The organism is Streptomyces sp. NPDC052396, assembly GCF_044593195.1.
In the GTDB taxonomy this organism is placed as follows: Bacteria; Actinomycetota; Actinomycetes; order Streptomycetales; family Streptomycetaceae; genus Streptomyces.
On the sequence record NZ_JBIUAW010000005.1, the window covers coordinates 132269 to 149648 of the forward strand.

The following is a 17380-nucleotide window of genomic DNA, read 5'->3' on the forward strand; positions in this document are numbered from 1 at the left end:
CCGGCCGGGCCGGTTCTACTCCGCTTTCCGGCCGGGCCGGTCCTGCTCCGCCGGCTCCGGCGCCCGGTCGCGCAGCGCCTCGATACCGGCGATGACCGTCTCCATGGCGACCGAGAAGTCCCTGCGGCGCATCTCCTCGACGGACACCCCGTCCTGCTGGTCCACCGCCCGGGCCACCTCGTCATAGGCGTCCGGGCCCTGCAACTGGCGGGAGAAGACCTCCACCACACTGGCGAAGTACTCGTCCTGGCTCATCCCCGCCGCCCGGCACTTCTCGTGGTAGACGGACTCGATGGCGGCATAGCCGTAGACGAACTGGAACAGCGCCGCCAGGGCGCCGTTGCGCTTCTCCTCCGGAATGCCGCTGCGCCGCATCACCAGCAGGGCGGCGTTGGAGAGCGCCAGCGCGGACGGCCCGAGGTTGAGATACCGGGCCACCAGCTGGGTCACCCAGGGATGGGCGACCAGCGAGTCCCGGTACTCGGTGGCCAGCTGGCGCAGCTGCTCGCGCCAGTCCGCGCTCTCGTCCGAGGCGTCCGGCAGCCGCATCCCGCCGCTGACCGCGTCCAGCGCCAGTTCCAGCAGGTGGTCCTTGGTGTCCACGTACCAGTAGACGGACATGGCGGTCACCTTGAGCTCGGCCGCCAGCCGGCGCATGGAGAACTTGGCCAGCCCCTCGGCGTCCAGCAGCCGGATGGTGGCCTCGACGATGCGGTCGAGGTCCAGGGCTCCGGTGGCCCCCGACGCCTGACGGGGCTTCTTCTCGGAGAGCCAGACGCTGGTCTGTGGGAGGCGTCCTCCGGTGGCCATATGCGGCTTTCCTCTCGGCTGCGCCGGTGGTGGTACGAGTCGAATGCTAGGGCCTGCCCGCCGGCCCCGGCCCTGCCGCCCGGCCGGCTGCCTCCGGCACCGAAGTGACGGCCGGCCCGCGAGCGGCGGCTCTCACGCGGGCAGCCGCACCCATGCGACCCGCGCCAGGAGCCGCCGGCCCTCGCTAGGCGGCCTGCTTGGCGTCGGTCCGCTCGGCCCGGCGCAGCAGCACCGCCGCCAGCAGGCCGCCGGCCAGCACCGCCGCCGCGCCCACCAGTTGTGCGGTGTGCACCCCGGAGGCGAAGGCATGGGACACCTCGGCGCGTTGGGCGCCACCGTGGGCCCGGCCCAGCGCATCGGGCAGCGAGGCCGCACCGGCCGCCACGGCCGGGAGCAGCGCGGCGAAGCGGGAGTTGAGCACCGCGCCCAGCACGGCCACGCCCAGGCCGTTGCCGAACTCCGCCAGGGTGCCGTTGACTCCGGCCCCCACGCCCGCCTTCTCCGGCGGGATCGCGGACATGATGGCGGTGGCCATGGCGGGGGAGGCGAGGGCCAGGCCGGTGCCCATCAGGACCAGGCCGAAGCACATCCCCGGGTAGTGGTGCGCTCCCAGCACCGCCACCGCGGCCAGGCCGGCGGCCAGCAGCCCCATGCCCAGGGCGATGCTCACCGGGGTGCCGACCTTGCCCAGCAGCCGGGCGCCGACACCGGTGAGGTTGAGCACCACCACCATCAGCGCCAGCGGCGTCATCCGCAGACCGGTGGCCAACGGCCCGTAGCCGAGCACCAGTTGCAGATGCTGGGTGAGCAGGAAGATGGAGCCGCCCAGCCCGAAGGCCACCAGGATGCCCCCGGTCACCGCGCCCACAAAGCGCCGGTCACCGAAGAAGTGCATATCCAGCATGGGATACGGAACGCGGCGCTCCCACAGGGCGAACAGCGCCAGCACCACCAGGCCGATGGGCGCCGAGACCAGCACCCAGCCCGAGGTCCAGCCGTGCTGGGGGCCGTTGATGATGGCGAAGACCACACCGGTCATGCCGATGGTGGAGAGCACCGCGCCCACCACATCGGGCCGTTCCCCGGCCGGGTTCTTGGACTCCGGCACCAGCCGGACCACCGCCACCAGGGCCAGCGCCGCCACCGGCAGGTTGACCAGGAAGATCGAGCCCCACCAGAAGCGGGCCAGCAGCGCACCGCCGATCAGCGGCCCGGCCGCGAAGCCCAGCGAGGCCACCGCACCCCAGATGCCAATGGCCTTGGTGCGCTCCTCGGCGTCGAAGACCTGCATCACCACGGCGAGGGTGGTGGTCATCAGCAGCGCGCCGCCGACGCCCATCCCGGCCCGGACGGCGATCAGTTCACCGGTGGTCTGCGACAGGGCCGCGGCCAGCGAGCCGAGCCCGAACAGCACCAGCCCGGTGGCCAGCATCTTCTTGCGCCCATAACGGTCGGCGGCGTTCCCGGCCGTCAGCAGCAGACCCGACTGCACCAGCGAATAGGCGTTGATCATCCACTGGATGTCGGAGGTCGCGGCGCCCATCTCCCGGGTGAGGGAGGGGATCGCCACAGTGAGCACGGTGTTGTCCAGCAGGACGGTGAGCTGCGCCAGGCAGATCGCACCGAGGATCACCCAGCGCGCGGCATGACGTTGCGGCGGGGCGACGGCAGCGGCGGTGGACGCCGACATGAAAACTCCTTGTACGGTGTACGAGCAGTGGGCGTCGTACACCGTACAAGCCTCGCCATACGGCGTACAAGAGATTTTCGGCGAGCCTCAGGCGGCCGTCAGGCGGGCTTCAGCAGATACCCCACCCCACGCCTGGTGTGGATCATCGGCGGGCGTCCGGCGTCGATCTTCTTCCGCAGATAGGAGATATAGAGCTCGACCACATTGGCCCGGGCTCCCGGGCAGAAGCCGTGGTCCCACACCCGTTCCAGGATCTGCGCCTTGCCGAGCACCCGGCCCGGGTTGCGCATCAGAAAGCGCAGCAGCGCGAACTCGGTACCGGTGAGCCGGACCGGAACACCGCCCCGGGAACACTCGCGGCTCTCCTCGTCGAGCACCAGATCCCCCACGACCAGCACCCGCGCGTCAGTAGCTGTAAGGGTCATGCGCCACAGCCTGGCGGCGGCCGGTGAGAGGGGTCTTTCCGCCGTCTTGGAATCGGCTGAGAAAACGGTGACATCCCGGCGGCGGGCAGGAGCGGCGGGCAGGAAAAACACCCAGGGCCCGGCACTTTGAGTACCGGGCCCTGGGCTTCAGTAGCGGGGACAGGATTTGAACCTGCGACCTCTGGGTTATGAGCCCAGCGAGCTACCGAGCTGCTCCACCCCGCGACGGTCGAGACCACCGAAACCAGTTTCCTGGTCCCAGCCTCTCGGCTGTGCGCTCGGCAGGATTCGAACCTGCAACCTCTTGATCCGTAGTCAAGTGCTCTATCCGTTAAGCTACGAGCGCTTGGCTTCCCGGCCGTTTTCCCGGCCGGTCGGCGTTGCGGGAACAACATTACATGAACCCCGCCGAGAGACGAAATCCGTTAAGCGCACCCCGATTGACCTGCGAAAACGCCATACAGCGCGCTACCGCGACCCCCTGCCGGCCCTACGACAAGAGCCCCGGTCGTCCAGGACGACCGGGGCTCTTCCGGCTGCGGAGGCGGAGGGATTTGAACCCTCGATCAGCTTTAAAGCCGAAACCGCATTAGCAGTGCGGCGCCATAGACCGGACTAGGCGACGCCTCCAGCACACCCGCGCGAGCGCGGGTGTTGCGTTGCAGATGATGACACAGCCTGCTGGCTCGCCACCAATCGCACTCTACGGTACCGGGCGTCGCACCCATGGGGCAAAGCACTTCCGGAGCACGCAACGCGCGCGGGCCCGGCGCGTTAGAGGTGCGAGGCCCGACCCTCGGCCGCCCCCGCACCACTTCTGCCCGTCCCTCGTTCTGGAGCCCCGATGCCCCTGCGCCGTCTGCTGCTCGGCACCCTCGCCCTGGCCCCCGCCCTGCTGGCCCCCGCGGTACTGCCGGCCGCGGCCACCGCCGCCCCGGTCCCGCTGCCGGCGCCCGAGGCGATGGACCACCTCACGGTCACCCTCAAGGACACCAGCCACGACGGCAGCTACGACCTCTACTGCCACCCCGCCGGCGGCACCCTGCCCGATCCCGCCGCGGCCTGCCGCCAGCTGGACCAGCAGACCCGGTGGGGCACCGACCCGTTCGCCCCGGTGCCGGCCGGCAGCGACTGCACGATGATCTACGGCGGGCCGCAGCGCGCCCATGTCACCGGCGTCTGGGCCGGGCGCCGGGTCAACGCCGATTTCAACCGGCTCAACGGCTGCGAGATCGCCCGCTGGAACAAGTTCTCGCACCTGCTGGGCAGTTCGCGCTGACCGGCCCGGACAGCCGGTGACCGCGACCCGGCCGACACGCGGCAGGTCCCGCACACCCCTCATCCGCCGTCGCACCGGACTCCGCAGCCCGTAGACTTCCCTCCGACAACACGCCGCGGGACGGCGGCAGTCCCCCAGCCGGTCGCTGGGGCACCGGCCCGGCGGTGGCACGTGCGGTAACCAGGGAGGATGCGTCGCAGTGAGCAGCAGGCCATCCCGAGGCGCTGCTCGCCTCGCAGCCATACTCGACGCCCTTCCGGACGCGCTGTTGCTGGTCAACTGCAACGGCACGGTCGTCAACGCCAACCACATCGCGCTGGGAACCTTCGAGGTGCCGGGCACCGGCCTGGTCGGGCGCGGACTGCTGGACCTGCTGCCCTCCTTCGACTCCCGCCGCATCCCCGGTTCCATGCGGCTGCCGGAGGAGGAGAAGAACGCCGGGCGCACCAGGCCCACCCGGATGATCGCCCGCCGCACCGACGGCACCGAGTTCCCGGTCGAGGTGACCAGCGCCAACCTGGAGGACGGCCGCACCCCCTACGCCGACGCGCACTCCGGGTACACCGGCGACGAGCTGCTGATGATCGTCGTACGGGACCTCACCGGCACCCTGGACACCGAGGCCGAACTCGCCCGCCAGCAGCGGCAGACGGAGATGATCCTGCGCGCCGCGGCCGAGGGCGTGGTGGGCGTGGACACCGCCGGCAAGGTGGTGCTGGTCAACCCCTCCGCCGCGCAGATCCTCGGCTACCGCGCCAGCGACCTGGGCGGCCGCGAGCTGCATCCGCTGATCCACCACTCCCGCGCGGACGGCTCGCCCTTCCCGTACGAGGAGTCGCCGATCGCCGACACCCTGCGCTCCGGGCGCAAGCACCGGGTGCGCGGGCAGGTGCTGTGGGCCAAGGACGGCCGCTCGGTGCCGGTCGACCTGACCACCGCCCCGGTGCGCGACGGCGACCAGCTGGTCGGCGCGGTGATGACCTTCACCGACCGCCGCCCCTATGACGCGCTGGCCGCCCGTCACCAGCAGCTGGTGGACCTGCTGGACGGCTCGGTGCGCGGCCCGCTCAAGGAGCTGCGGGCCGAGCTGGGCTCGCTGGCCGACGATCCGGCCGGCCAGCTGTGGCCGGAGGCCAACCAGATCCTGCACCACCTGGCCGCCGGGTACGGGCGGATGGCCAAGCTGGTCGACAACGTCCTGGCCCACCAGCAGCTGGAGACCGGCGAAAGCAAGCTGGTGCGCCGGCCGGCCGCGCTGGACGAGGTGGTGGCGGCCGGTGTGGAGGGCGCCGTCGAGCTGATCGGGCCGGGCCGCGCCCAGTTCGCGGTGCACGCGCCTGAACTCGAGGTCGAGGTGGACCCCGAGTGGTTCGCCCGGGCCCTCGCCCATCTGATCGCGGATGTGGCCGGGGTGGACGCCACCGGCAACGCCCCCGCCGGGGGCACCCCGTCCGACTCCACCATCGTGGTGGCCGCCGCCAAGCGGGACGCGGTGGTGCGCATCGAGGTCCGCGGCCCGTACGCCGGGGGGGACCCGGTGCACCAGCCGATTGTGCGCGGGGTGGTCCGCCGGCACGGCGGAGTGCTGCAGACCCATGAGGTGCCGGGGGCCGCGGGCGGTCAGGCGTACGTCCTGGAGGTGCCGCTGAGCTCGGCGGCCGGGCCGGTGGCCGCCGCGCCGGACCGCCCCGAGTCGCCCCCCAGCATCGGCAGCGGCACGACGATAATGCCGATGCCCGCGCCCCGGGCCCCCGAGGCCCCGGCCGTCGAGCCGGGCAGCGGACGGCGCGCCAAGCGCCCCGTGGAGCCGGCCGAAGGTGAGGCGGAACGGCCGGAGGCGGCCACCGCCCAGCCGACCGGGCGGCGCCGCGCACCGGCCGCCGAGGAGTCGTCCACGGGTGCCGGCCGGGTGCCCGCGCAGCCGGGTGGCGGCCGCCGGGCCCGCCGCGAGAACAGCGAACCCGAGGCGCCCCGGGCCGCGTTCGCGCTGCCGCCGGCGGCGGCCGACCGCGCCCCGGGTGACGGCGGCGCCGCGGAGCCGGTCGCCGCGCCCTCCGGCCGGCGCGCCCGGCGCGCGGTCGCCGAGGCCCCCGAACTCCCGATCCCGGTCCAGGCGGACGCCGAACGGCCCGCCGCCGCCCGGCCGGGGCCCGGACCGGAGGCCGGGCGACCGGCCTTCGCCCTGCCTCCCGCACCCGACCCGGCGGTCCCCGCCCAGCCGGCCCGCGCCGGCAACGGCGGTCCCGCCCCGGACGGGGCCGAGGGGAGCGGTGGCAGGCCGGGCGCTCCCGGGGACGGCGCCGCGCCCACGGCGGGTGGCCCGGCTGCCCCCGCCGGCCAGGCCGTACCCATCGACGGGGCCGCGCCGGCCGGCCCGGCCGCACCCAACGCCCCTGCCGCAGGCGGCGGTTCGGCCGCCCACGACCGGCCGTCCGCTCAGGGGGATCCGGCCGTCCATGAAGGGCCGGCGGCGTACGCGGACCCCTTGGCCACCGGCCCCGCCAAGCACCATGGCCCGGCCGCGCACAACGCTCCTGCCGCGCACCATGGTTCGGCCGCGTCCGGAAGTCCGGCCGCTCATGAGGGACCGGCGGCATACGCCGGCCCCGACGGCCCCGCCCGAGCCGGTGATGCCAAGCCGCTCGCCGGAACCCGGACGCTCAACGCCCCTGCCGCGCAGGACGGTCCAAAGCCCCCGGCGGCTCCCGGTGACTCCGCCGCGCCGGGCGGGTACCCCGGCGCCGCCGAGCACGGCGCTCCGGCCGTGTCCGCGGGTCCCGACGCGCCCGAGAACGGCAAGGCGTCCGGCGCCCATCGCGGGCGGAGCGATGACGGTGGTTCGGGGGCGGCGGGCCACCCGGTCCCGGCGAGCCACCCGGTCCCGGCGGGCCCTCCCGCCACCGACGGCGCCCCGGCCGTACCCGGCACCGCCGCCGACTCCGCGCCCTCCGGCCGTCGCCGGGCGCGCCGGCCGCTGGCCGAGGAGCCGGGCGGCGGCCAGCAGGCCAAGCCCGAGGCCACCGCACGGCCGATCAGTGTGCGCACCCTGGGGCAGGGCGCCCCGTTCGCCATGGCCGCCGATGCCACCCCGCCCGGCGGCACCGGCGTCGGCTCGGGCCGGCGGCGCAAGCTCGCCAATCCGGCGGAGGGCGAACGCGAGGCCAAGACCGCCCCGCGCCCGGCCCCGGCCCCGGCACCCGCACCCGCACCCGAAGGCCGTGCCTTCGCCATCGGCGCGCCCGACGAGGGCGCCGAGGGCCCGGAACCGCTGGACGGGCCGAACGGCGCGGTGGAGATCCTGGGCGGCACCGAGCCCGGCACCGTCACCAGGCCGGCGGCCCCCCGCCCGCCGGTGGACGACGAGCTGCCGCCCGAGCCGCTGGACAACCCGCGCCGGCTGCTGGTGTGGCCCGCGCCGGACGCCTCCACCGAGCAGGCGCTCACCACCCGCGGCTACCGCCCGGTGATCGTGCACTCCCGTGAGGAGGTGGACGCGCAGATCTCGGCCTACCCGGCGGCGTTGTTCGTCGACCCGCTGACCGGCCCGATCACCCGTACCGCGCTCCAGTCGCTGCGTCAGGCGGCGGTGGCCAATGAGGTGCCGGTGCTGGTGACGGCGGGCCTGGGCCAGGCCACCCGGGAGGCCGCCTATGGCGCCGACCCGGCCGTGCTGCTCAAGGCGCTGGCCCCCCGGGACAGCGAGATGCACCCTGCCCGGGTGCTGCTGATCGAGGAGCATGAGCCGATCGCCAACGCGCTGACCGCCACCCTGGAGCGGCGCGGGATCCAGGTTGCCTGTGCCGCCACCGACAGCGAGGCGGTCACCCTGGCCGGGCAGATCCGCCCCAACCTGGTGGTGATGGACCTGATGCAGGTGCGCCGCCGGCGGGCCGGGATCATCGACTGGCTGCGCGGCAACGGCATGCTCAGCCGGACACCGCTGGTCGTCTACACCTCGGCCGGTATCGACCCGGCCCAGCTGCCGGGGCTGGCTTCCGGGGAGACGGTGCTGTTCCTGGCCGAGCGGTCCACCAGCGCCGAGGTTCAGGGCCGGATCGTGGACCTGCTGGGCAAGATCGGCGCCGACGCCGGCTGATCCAGGGCTGCTCCAGGGCTGACCCGGAAGCGGGTCGGCGCCTGGTCACGGGTCAGCGCCTGGTCATCCGGTGCGCGGCCATCCGCACCGAGGAGCGCAGCCGTTCGCGGTCCTCCTCGGTGTCTCCGGTCACCACCCGCCGCATATGCGGCTGCACGGTCGGCCAGGAGACCAGGGCGAGCAGCATAAAGAGCAGGTCGGCCGGGGGAATGTCGGAGCTGATGGCGCCCTTCTGCTGCGCCTCGGCGAAGGCCGCCACCTTCCGGTCGTAGTGCTTTCTGCGCTCCTCCTCGTGCGGGAAGGCGCCGGCGCCGTACTCCAGGCCCTCCCAGTACATCAGCCGGATCAGCTCGGGGTTGGCCCGGTGGTAGTCCATCAGCCGGTCGAGCCAGCCGTCCAGGTCGTCCGCGTCGACCGGGATGTCCACCGCCAGCTGGGTCAGCCGCTTCTCCAGGACCTGGGAGAACAGCTCCGCCTTGTTCCCGAAGTAGGCGTAGATCAGCTGCTTGTTGGCCTTGGCCTCGCGTGCGATGCGGTCGATACGGGCGCCGGCGATGCCGTGCGCGGCGAACTCTGCGGTGGCCGCGGCGAAGATGCGGGCCTTGGTCGCTTCGGGATCCCGGGGTGCTGCCATGGCGGCATGGTAGCCAACCAACTATTTGGTTGACAGCAGGGGCGGAAAGATCACAAGATCTCAACCAACCAGTTGGTTAGGAGCCGCCTTCCATGACTTCCCCGTCCGCGACGCGTGTGCCGCGCAGCACCACGCCCTCGTCCGCAGCCGAGCGGCCGGAGCCGTCCGCCGGTGTGCCGCTGGGCATCATCGCCCTGTGCACGGCGGTCACCGCCGCCAATATCTATCTGGCCATCCCGCTGCTCACCCTGATCGCCCGCGGCTTCGGCATACCCGCCTCCGGCGCGGGCTGGGTGGCCTCGGTGGCGCAGCTCGGCTATGCGCTGGGGCTGCTGTTCTTCGCCCCGCTGGGCGACACCGCCAACCGGCGGCGACTGGTGGCCGTGCTCTCGGTGGTGACCGGGGTGGCGCTGGTGGCGGCCGCGCTGGCACCCGGGCTGCCGGCGCTGGCGGCGGCCGTTCTGGTGGCCTGTGCCGCCACCGTGGTGCCCCAGCTGCTGGTGCCGCTGGTCGCCGAGCGCGCCCCGGCCGAGCGGCGGGCGCGCCATGTCTCCGCGGTGGTGGCCGGGCTGTTCACCGGCGGGGTGGCGGCCCGGGTGCTGGGCGGGCTGGCCGGCCAGGCCTTCGGCTGGCGCGCGGTCTTCTGGGGCGCGGCCGTGCTGACGGTCGGGGTGGGCCTGCTGACCACCGCGCTGCTGCCGCCGGAGACCCGGCCGCGCCGCGCCTCCCACCCGCTGCGGGCGGTCGCCGCGCTGCCCGGTCTGCTGCTCTCCTCACCCGTGCTGCGCGCCGCCTGCCTACGGCAGGGCGGGCTGTTCGGCGCCTGGAGCGCGCTGTGGACGGCGGTGACGCTGCTGCTGACCGCGCCGTCCGGCCCGTACCACCTGTCCACCGGCACCGCCGGGCTGTTCGGCCTGTTCGGGCTGGCCTCCACGGTGGCGGCGCCGGTCTGCGGGGTGTTCATCGACCGCTTCGGGACGGGGCGGGTGCTGGCCGCGGGGTATGTGCTGGTGATGGTGTCGGTGCCGCTGTTCTGGCTGGGCGGGCGGCAGTTGTGGGCGCTGTGCGTGGCCGCGGTGCTCATCCACGCCGGCTTCGTGGCCGGTCAAGTGGCCAATCAGACGCGGGCGTTGGCGGCGACGGACACCCCGTCCACGGCCAACACGGCCTATGTGGGCTCGGCCTTTGTGTTCGGGGCCGGCGCCTCGGCGCTGGCCGGGCCGGCGTTCGCCGCCTGGGGCTGGGACGGGGTGTGTGCCATCGCGTGCGTATGTGTGGGGGTCGGGCTGCTGGGGTGGCTGCGGCCGGTCGCGGGCGCGCGGGGCTGAGCGCGGCCGGGTGCGGCGCCGTTGCCGCCCGTCCGCGTCCACGGACGGACGGACGCCAACGGCGCCGCACCCGGCAACTCAACGAGCGAGCACCACAACCTCCAACTCGCCCTCGGCGTACCGCCTCCGCAGTACCTTCTTATCGAACTTCCCCACCGACGTCTTCGGTACCACCGGCATCCGCACCCACCGCTCCGGCAGCTGCCAGCGCGCCACCCGCGAGCCCAGGAAGGCGTGCAGCTCCTGGCAGGTCAGCTCGGAGCCGTCCCGCAACACCACGGCGGCCAGCGGGCGTTCGCCCCACTTCTCGTCGGGGACAGCCACCACCGCCGCCTCCGCCACCTCGGGGTGGGCCATCAGATGGTTCTCCAGCTCCACCGAGGAGATCCACTCACCACCGGACTTGATGACGTCCTTGGCCCGGTCGGTGATGGTCAGATAGCCGTCGGGGCTGATGGTGCCCACATCGCCGGTGCGCAGCCAGCCATCGGGGCTGAACTTGTCCTCGGGGCGGACCGGTTCATGGTCCGCGCCACCGTAATACGCGGCGGCGATCCAGGGGCCGCGCACCTCCAGCTCGCCCGCCGACTTCCCGTCCCAGGGCAGGAGTTGGCCGTCCGGGCCGGACAGCCGGGCCTCCACCGAGGCCGGCAGGCGGCCCTGGCTGACCCGGTACGGCCAGGCCTCCGCCGCGTCCAGCCCGGGCGGCGGGAAGGCCAGTGCGCCCAGCGGGGAGGTCTCGGTCATCCCCCAGGCCTGCACCACCCGCAGCCCGTGCCGGTCCTCGAAGTCCTTCATCAGCGAGGGCGGGCAGGCGGAGCCCCCGCTGACCACCACCTGGAGCGAGGAGACATCCCGGGGCCGGGCGTCCAGCTCGGCCAGCAGCCCCTGCCAGATGGTCGGCACCCCGGCCGTGAAGGTGGGGCGCTCCTGTTCGATCATGTCGGCCAGCGGCGCCGGCTGCAGAAAGCGGTCCGGCATCAGCAGCGAGGCGCCGGACATAAAGGCCGCGTGCGGCAGCCCCCAGGCGTTGACATGGAACATCGGCACCACGGGCATACAGATCTCGCCCGGCTTCAGGCCGAAGGAGGTCGCCGAGTTGACCTCCATGGAGTGCAGATAGATCGAACGGTGGCTGTAGACCACGCCCTTGGGGTCACCCGTGGTCCCGGAGGTGTAGCAGAGGGCGGCCGCCTGCCGCTCGTCCACCTCCGGCCAGGGGTAGCGCTCGGCGGTCTGGGCCGCCAGCAGCTCCTCGTACTCGTGCACCTCGGGACGGCAGCCGGCCAGCAGCGAGCGGTCGCCCGGGCCGGAGACGATCACATGCCGCACCGGGTCCAGGTGCGGCAGCAGCGGTGCCAGCAGCGGCAGCAGCGAGCCATTGACCACGATCACCCGGTCCCCGGCGTGCCCGATGATCCAGGCCAGCTGCTCCGGGGGCAGCCGGAGGTTGAGGGTGTGCAGCACGGCGCCCATCGCCGGGATGGCGAAGTACGCCTCCAGGTGCTCGGCGTTGTTCCACATCAGGGTGCCGACCGGCTCCCCCTCGCCGACTCCCAGCCCGCGCAGCGCGTGCGCCAGCCGGACGGCGCGCGCCCCGGCCTCGGCGAAGGAGCGCCGCTGCGGGGCACCCTCGCCGGTCCAGGTGACGATCTGCGAACGCCCGTGCACCACCGCCCCATGGGCCAGCAGACGGGTAACCGTCAGCGGTACGTCCTGCATCGTGCTCTGCACCAGGGGCCTCCCCATCCGGCATTCATTACGCGAAGGTCGCTCGTTGCGCGAGGTCGCTCCCAGGTGATTCTGGTGCCGTTTCCGCTGGTAAGTCACTACCTCTACCGCGATGGAGGTGGCGAACCGGCCGTGAGCGCAGGCCATTTCACAATGACTCGCAAGCATGTACGATCATGAACGTTTCTTGATCAACTTTTTCTGATCGTTTTCTTCCCAGGGGGGAACACCCATGCGCAAGCGCACCCTCGGCACGGCCGTGGCCTCCGGCGCCCTGGCCCTCGCCGGCGTCCTCGGCACCGGCGGCCAGGCCTTCGCCGGCAACAACGGCCAGCAGATCTTCATCGAGGACTTCACCGGCAAGGTCAACTCGGTGAAGATCATCGGCCAGGACCAGAAGGGCGCGCCCGCGACCTACTGCCTGGCCACTCCCCACCGGGTGACCTACCTCAACGGCTGGTGGTGGCGGGACTACACCCGCCTCGCCAAGTGGGCCGACTCCAACTGCGGCGCCTCCGGCGGCAAGTTCCTCGGCAGCCAGGACGAGTGGGTGAACTCCATCCAGAACGGCGACTGGACGGGCCTCAACATCTACTCGAACACCTACTGATCCCATGGGTGCGGGCGGCCCCCGCCGCCGTCCGCACTCCGCCGGTCAGGCCGCCGGAGCCAGCTCCGGGTCCTCGCGCAGCTTGCCGAGCGCCCGGGAGACCGCGCTCTTGACGGTGCCGATGGACACCCCCATCAGCTCCGCGGTCTGCGCCTCGGAGAGGTCCTCGTAATACCTGAGGACGACCATGGCCCGCTGCCGGTCCGGCAGCCGGTGGACCGCGCGCCACATGGCGTCCCGCAGCGCCTGGGTCTCCGCCGGGTCCGCGACCGGGCTGTCCTCCCGCTCCGGCAACTCCTCGTAGGGGTACTCCTCGACCCGGCGCTTGCGCCACTGCGAGGTCCGGGTGTTGACCAGCGCCCGGCGGACATAGCCGTCCAGGGCCCGGTGGTCCTCGATCCGCTCCCAGGCCAGGTAGGTCTTGGTGAGCGCGGTCTGCAGCAGGTCCTCGGCATCACACGGGTTGGCGGTGAGCGAGCGGGCGGTGCGCTGCAGCACCGGGCCCCGTGCCCGTACATAGCTGGCGAACGACGGGTACACGGCAGTGGATGCGCTGGGGCACACGGTCGTGGTCATGCCTTCAACGCTAGGAGCGGCCCGGTGCCCCGCGGATCGGCCGGAGGTGCCGAAGAGCGGTCCCCCTCAGGTCGTAGTGGTCGGGCTGTCCCCACCTCCTGGAGGGGTAGCCCCTCTCATCCGCCGGGCGCGAAGGCCCGCCCGGTCACCATGGCTCACTCGATCACGGCGACCGGGGCGTCGATCAGATTGCGGTCAATGGTCAGCTTCCGCCCGCCATGGGTCTCGCTGACGTCCCCCGCGTACTGGTGGATCCGGCGGTGCGGCTGCCAGGCGCCGGTGGACAGGCTGCGCTCCTTGTCCGTGGAGGGGCTCACCTTCCAGCGGGCGAACCACATGATCTCCGGCAGCGAGTCCGCGCCGGCCCGGCGGGCCAGCTCCATATGCCGTACGCCGGACTCGGCGCTGCTGTAGAAGCCGGGGACATAGCCGCGCCGGTAGACCGTGTCGCTCCAGGACTGGACGAAGGCCAGGGTGGTGCCGGCGCAGTTGTCGTCCTTGATGTCGTACGCCTCCATGTCCAGGTAGATCGCGCTGCCCTGGGCGATGCCCAGCGCACTCGCCTTGCGCACCGCTTCGTCCCCCTCGTCCTCACCCTGGTCCTCGGGAAAGGAACCGATGGTGAAGCCCCGCTTGTTGGCCGCCTTCACACAGGGCGACTGGGAGCCGACGAACAGTGGCAGCACCTTCCAGCCCAGGTCGCGGGCGCCGGTCAGCCAGTCGTAGCTCAGATAGCGCTGACGGGTGCAGGCGCGGGCGCGGCCGCCGAAGTAGACGCCGACGGCCCGGTACTGCGAGCTGCCCCAGGCGCGCAGGGTGGTCAGCGGCGGCGCCTCACAGGTGTCGAATCCCCGGCCCTTGAAGACGGTGGCCCGCACCGCCCGCGGCCCGGGCGCGGCCGCCGTGGCCGGTGCGTATGCCGCGGGGAGCTGGGCCAGGGCCGCCATCAGGGCGACGAGATATCCGATGATCTTTCTCCGTCGGTCCATACCGCGAAGTCAAGGGGGCCCGGGCCGCTTTCCCGCCGATGACACGCCCTCGGTTCATCCGTCTGCGCCGAGAAGCAGCCCGGACGTGGGAACTCCGGTTCCTGCGGTGACCAGCACATTCGCCGCTCCAGCAACTTGGTTCACCGCAGTACCGCGCAACTGCCGTACCGCTTCGGCGATCCCGTTCATCCCATGCAGATATGCCTCGCCCAGCTGACCGCCATGGGTGTTCAGCGGCAGGGCGTCCGCGGCCATGAACTCCGGGCCCTCGCCCGGCCCGCAGAAGCCCAGCTCCTCCAACTGCATCAGAACAAATGGTGTGAAGTGGTCATAAAGGATGGCGACCTGGATATCCTGTGGCCCCAGTCCGGCGCCCCGCCACAACTGCCTCCCCACCACCCCCAGTTCGGGCAGCGAGGCGATGTCCTCCCGGTAGAAGCCGGTCATCATCTCCTGGGCCCGCCCGGCGCCTTGGGCCGCGGCCCGGATCACCGCCGGGGGATGCGGCAGGTCACGGGCCCGCTCCGGCGAGGTGACCACCAACGCCAGCCCGCCGTCGGTCTCCTGGCAGCAGTCCAGCAGCCGCAGCGGCTCGGCGATCCACCGGGAGGCGGCGTGCTCGGCCAGGGTGAGCGGCCGGCCGTGGAAGTACGCGGCCGGATTGGTGGCCGCGTACCGGCGGCAGCCGACCGCGACCTGCCCGAAGACCTCCGGCCCCAGGCCGTGGACATGCAGATAGCGACGGGCGGTCATGGCCACCCAGGAGGCCGGGGTGAGCAGCCCGAAGGGCAGCACCCAGCCCAGCGCCACCCCCTCCGCCGAGGGCTGGTGCCGCTGGGCGCCCGCGCCGAAGCGGCGGCCGGAGCGCTCATTGAAGGCCCGGTAGCAGACCACCACCTCGGCGATCCCGGTGGCCACCGCCAGCGCGGCCTGCTGGACCACCGCGCAGGCGGCCCCACCGCCGTAGTGCACCCGGGAGAAGAAGGACAGCTCACCGATGCCCACGGCCTGGGCCAGGGTGATCTCCGGGCTGGTGTCCATGGTGAAGGTGACCAGGCCGTCCACGTCCCCGGGCGCCAGCCCGGCGTCCGCCAGCGCGGCCCGTACCGCCTCGGCCGCCAGGGCCAGTTCGCTGCGCCCCGAGTCCTTGGAGAACTCGGTGGCGCCGATCCCGGCGATGGCCGCCCGCCCGCCCAGCCGGTCGCGCCCATGGATGCTCATCGGCCGGCCTCCCGGAGGGTGACCGTCCCCATGACATGGCGGCCCAGCGCATTGACCCCGGTGACGGCCACCTCGCTCAGCTCCCCCCGGTCCGCCACCGAGCCGGTCAACGTCAGGACATCACCGGGGTAGTTGGGCACGCCCAGCCGGATCGCCATCCTCTCGATGACCGCCCCGGGCCCGAAGTTCTCCGCCACATAGCGGCCCACCAGGCCATAGGTGGTCAGGATGTTCATAAAGATGTCGGGGGCGCCCTTGGCCCGGGCGGCCTCCGGGTCATGGTGGACGTCCTGGTAGTCCCGGCAGGCCAGCGCGCCCGCGATGATCAAGGTGCGGGTGACGGGCACCACCAGCGGCGGCAGCAGCCGGCGGCCCGGCTCCACCGCCCGGAACACCGGCAGCAGTTGGCCCTCTCCGGCATCGAGGAATTCCAGCCGCACCGGCATGCCCACGGTGATCCGGCCGGGTTCCACCCCCACCACATTGCTGATCATCCGCACCCCTTCGGCGAGTTCGATCAGCCCCACCGCATAGGGCGGATCAAAGGCCGGGAAAGGCGGGTGGTGCATCACCACAAAGGAGTGGACGGTGCCGGTGCCGGCCGAGTCCACCGTGGTCCACCGCGGCGAACCGCAGCCGGCGCAGCCCGGCAGCCAGGGAAAGCGCAGCCGCTCGCAGTCCGTACAGCGCTGGATCAGCAGCCGCCGCTCGGCGACGCCGTCCCAGAACCCGGCGTTGTCCCGGTTGACCACCGGGCGCGGCCGCTCCGGCCGGGGCGCGGCCGGCTTCGCGGGCGGGGCCCCGGGCGTGTACCGCAGCACCCGGAAGCGGTGCCGCCCGGCCGGCACACCGTCCGCCCGGATCTCCATCACGGTGGTGACAAAGTGACCGGCGCCCAGCCTGGTCCGCTTGCGCGGCGAGACCGACTCGATCACCGACTCAAAGGTGATCACCTCACCGGGGCGCAGCGGCCGCAGATACTCCTGCTCGCAGTCGGTGGCCACCACGGCCGTACAGCCCGACTCGGCCAGCAGCGCGGTCAGTTCCGCATAGGCGCCGGTGCCGCCCGGGCCGCCGGACAGCCCGGCCATCGTCCACACCTGGAGCATGGCGGGCGGGGCGAGCGGCTCCTTGCCCGCGCAGACGGGGTTGCGGTCGCCGATGACCTCGCACCAGTGCCTGATCATGGGCGCGTTGACCGGGTCCTTGCCGGTGCCACCGCCGGCCGCCCTGCCCTGGTAGGCCCTGAGCCGCCGGTCGAGGTCGCTGCTCGCGGTTTCCGACACGGTTTCTGACTGTGCGTCAACTCCGAGGTCGCGTCAAGGGAAACGACCGCGCGACGGCACCGGGGTGCCGCCGCGCGGTCGTTCTTCAGACCCTGTCCATCACCGAATCGGTGTCACCGTCCCCCCGGCCGCCACAGACCCCCCGGGCGGCCGCCGCGCTCAGCGGTAGTCGTGCGCGTTGTAGAAGCGGTTGTCGTGCTCGTCGTGGATGCTGGTGAAGACGATCTTCACATTCTCCTGGTAGATCGCCGTGCGGCCGTACCCGTAGGGGTCGTTGACGTTGGCGGTGTTGGCCTGGTTGGTGGCGCTGCTGCCGGTGGCCACCTGCTCCGTGGTGCTGGCGTTGCCGTGGTTGCTGCCGCCGACGCCGCTCCCCACGACCTCCGCGACGGCCGCGTTGGAGCCGTGGGACGCCCGCTGGCCGTGGTGGCCGTCGTCGGCCTGGGCCACACCCGTGAGGAGCACGGCCGCCACCGGGACGGCGGCTGCGGCGGCGAGTACACGGGCGGCAGTGCGGGTGCTTGCCATGTCTTTCCTCCAGGAACGTGAACTACTCGTCTGTGCCGGGTGGTTGGCCGACCGACCGGCGTTGGATCGACGTCGCGAGTCCAGATTTGCCCACCGAATCTCCACCGAACCCCCAGCTACTCCCCATTCGCTCGCAAGCATGACCATCACTGGATAAACCTTGATATACCCCCATCA

General features: G+C 72.6%; 13 protein-coding genes, 3 tRNA genes and 1 pseudogene. 4 read left to right on the top strand and 13 right to left on the bottom strand.

Annotated features, from left to right (window positions below; all coding sequences use genetic code 11):
• Window positions 1-15: 15 nt before the first annotated feature.
• The 6 genes and pseudogenes from ACIHFE_RS14485 to ACIHFE_RS14510 all read right to left on the bottom strand — a co-directional run bounded on the left by ACIHFE_RS14485 (window position 16) and on the right by ACIHFE_RS14510 (window position 3555).
• Window positions 16-810, bottom strand: a complete 795-nt coding sequence (locus ACIHFE_RS14485) for a TetR/AcrR family transcriptional regulator (RefSeq protein ID WP_400106286.1) — start codon at window positions 808-810, stop codon at window positions 16-18.
• 184 nt (window positions 811-994) lie between these two features.
• Entirely contained in the window at window positions 995-2500 is a 1506-nt protein-coding gene (locus ACIHFE_RS14490) for an MFS transporter (RefSeq protein ID WP_400106289.1), read from the bottom strand.
• A gap of 98 nt (window positions 2501-2598) precedes the next feature.
• Window positions 2599-2901 (bottom strand): annotated as a pseudogene (locus ACIHFE_RS14495) (winged helix-turn-helix domain-containing protein); the annotation flags it as partial.
• Window positions 2902-3076: 175 nt separating this feature from the next.
• Window positions 3077-3150: transfer RNA gene (locus ACIHFE_RS14500), tRNA-Met, on the bottom strand.
• A 48-nt stretch (window positions 3151-3198) separates the two neighbouring features.
• Window positions 3199-3271, bottom strand: a tRNA-Arg gene (locus tag ACIHFE_RS14505).
• A 193-nt stretch (window positions 3272-3464) separates the two neighbouring features.
• A tRNA-Ser gene (locus tag ACIHFE_RS14510) sits at window positions 3465-3555 on the bottom strand.
• Window positions 3556-3769: 214 nt separating this feature from the next.
• On the opposite strand from ACIHFE_RS14510, the gene ACIHFE_RS14515 reads away from it, so the two are divergent.
• Both ACIHFE_RS14515 and ACIHFE_RS14520 read left to right on the top strand, forming a co-directional pair.
• Window positions 3770-4204, top strand: coding sequence for an SSI family serine proteinase inhibitor (locus ACIHFE_RS14515; protein ID WP_400106291.1), 435 nt, complete (start codon window positions 3770-3772; stop codon window positions 4202-4204).
• A 199-nt stretch (window positions 4205-4403) separates the two neighbouring features.
• Complete coding sequence (locus ACIHFE_RS14520) at window positions 4404-8300, top strand: PAS domain-containing protein (protein WP_400106293.1); 3897 nt, start codon at window positions 4404-4406, stop codon at window positions 8298-8300.
• Between the two features lie 52 nt (window positions 8301-8352).
• Here ACIHFE_RS14520 and ACIHFE_RS14525 read toward each other — a convergent pair whose 3' ends face one another.
• Window positions 8353-8934, bottom strand: coding sequence for a TetR family transcriptional regulator (locus ACIHFE_RS14525; RefSeq protein WP_400106295.1), 582 nt, complete (start codon window positions 8932-8934; stop codon window positions 8353-8355).
• Between the two features lie 92 nt (window positions 8935-9026).
• On the opposite strand from ACIHFE_RS14525, the gene ACIHFE_RS14530 reads away from it, so the two are divergent.
• Complete coding sequence (locus ACIHFE_RS14530) at window positions 9027-10262, top strand: MFS transporter (RefSeq protein ID WP_400106297.1); 1236 nt, start codon at window positions 9027-9029, stop codon at window positions 10260-10262.
• A 78-nt stretch (window positions 10263-10340) separates the two neighbouring features.
• Here ACIHFE_RS14530 and ACIHFE_RS14535 read toward each other — a convergent pair whose 3' ends face one another.
• A complete protein-coding gene (locus tag ACIHFE_RS14535; protein WP_400106299.1) occupies window positions 10341-11996 on the bottom strand; it encodes a long-chain fatty acid--CoA ligase in 1656 nt (551 codons plus the stop codon).
• 229 nt (window positions 11997-12225) lie between these two features.
• Here ACIHFE_RS14535 and ACIHFE_RS14540 point away from each other — a divergent pair, with 229 nt between their 5' ends.
• Complete coding sequence (locus ACIHFE_RS14540; protein ID WP_400106301.1) at window positions 12226-12603, top strand: hypothetical protein; 378 nt, start codon at window positions 12226-12228, stop codon at window positions 12601-12603.
• A 45-nt stretch (window positions 12604-12648) separates the two neighbouring features.
• Here the strand turns inward: ACIHFE_RS14540 and ACIHFE_RS14545 are convergent, their stop codons facing one another.
• The 5 genes from ACIHFE_RS14545 to ACIHFE_RS14565 all read right to left on the bottom strand — a co-directional run bounded on the left by ACIHFE_RS14545 (window position 12649) and on the right by ACIHFE_RS14565 (window position 17203).
• Window positions 12649-13179, bottom strand: coding sequence for a SigE family RNA polymerase sigma factor (locus ACIHFE_RS14545; RefSeq protein WP_400106302.1), 531 nt, complete (start codon window positions 13177-13179; stop codon window positions 12649-12651).
• A 155-nt stretch (window positions 13180-13334) separates the two neighbouring features.
• Window positions 13335-14168: a glycoside hydrolase domain-containing protein gene (locus ACIHFE_RS14550; RefSeq protein ID WP_400106304.1), complete on the bottom strand. Its 834-nt coding sequence runs from the start codon at window positions 14166-14168 to the stop codon at window positions 13335-13337.
• Window positions 14169-14222: 54 nt separating this feature from the next.
• A complete protein-coding gene (locus ACIHFE_RS14555; protein ID WP_400106306.1) occupies window positions 14223-15389 on the bottom strand; it encodes a lipid-transfer protein in 1167 nt (388 codons plus the stop codon).
• Complete coding sequence (locus ACIHFE_RS14560; RefSeq protein WP_400106308.1) at window positions 15386-16675, bottom strand: OB-fold domain-containing protein; 1290 nt, start codon at window positions 16673-16675, stop codon at window positions 15386-15388. Before ACIHFE_RS14560 ends, ACIHFE_RS14555 begins: the two co-directional genes overlap by 4 nt.
• Window positions 16676-16834: 159 nt before the next feature.
• Window positions 16835-17203: a hypothetical protein gene (locus tag ACIHFE_RS14565; protein WP_400106310.1), complete on the bottom strand. Its 369-nt coding sequence runs from the start codon at window positions 17201-17203 to the stop codon at window positions 16835-16837.
• Window positions 17204-17380: the final 177 nt, after the last annotated feature.

Excerpts from the sequence above, each read along its gene's own strand:
- ACIHFE_RS14485 (WP_400106286.1), bottom strand. The coding sequence starts at position 810 with ATGGCCACCGGAGGACGCCTCCCACAGACCAGCGTCTGGCTCTCCGAG.
- ACIHFE_RS14490 (WP_400106289.1), bottom strand. The coding sequence starts at position 2,500 with ATGTCGGCGTCCACCGCCGCTGCCGTCGCCCCGCCGCAACGTCATGCC.
- ACIHFE_RS14515 (WP_400106291.1), top strand. The coding sequence starts at position 3,770 with ATGCCCCTGCGCCGTCTGCTGCTCGGCACCCTCGCCCTGGCCCCCGCC.
- ACIHFE_RS14525 (WP_400106295.1), bottom strand. The coding sequence starts at position 8,934 with ATGGCAGCACCCCGGGATCCCGAAGCGACCAAGGCCCGCATCTTCGCC.
- ACIHFE_RS14530 (WP_400106297.1), top strand. The coding sequence starts at position 9,027 with ATGACTTCCCCGTCCGCGACGCGTGTGCCGCGCAGCACCACGCCCTCG.
- ACIHFE_RS14540 (WP_400106301.1), top strand. The coding sequence starts at position 12,226 with ATGCGCAAGCGCACCCTCGGCACGGCCGTGGCCTCCGGCGCCCTGGCC.
- ACIHFE_RS14545 (WP_400106302.1), bottom strand. The coding sequence starts at position 13,179 with ATGACCACGACCGTGTGCCCCAGCGCATCCACTGCCGTGTACCCGTCG.
- ACIHFE_RS14550 (WP_400106304.1), bottom strand. The coding sequence starts at position 14,168 with ATGGACCGACGGAGAAAGATCATCGGATATCTCGTCGCCCTGATGGCG.
- ACIHFE_RS14555 (WP_400106306.1), bottom strand. The coding sequence starts at position 15,389 with ATGAGCATCCATGGGCGCGACCGGCTGGGCGGGCGGGCGGCCATCGCC.
- ACIHFE_RS14565 (WP_400106310.1), bottom strand. The coding sequence starts at position 17,203 with ATGGCAAGCACCCGCACTGCCGCCCGTGTACTCGCCGCCGCAGCCGCC.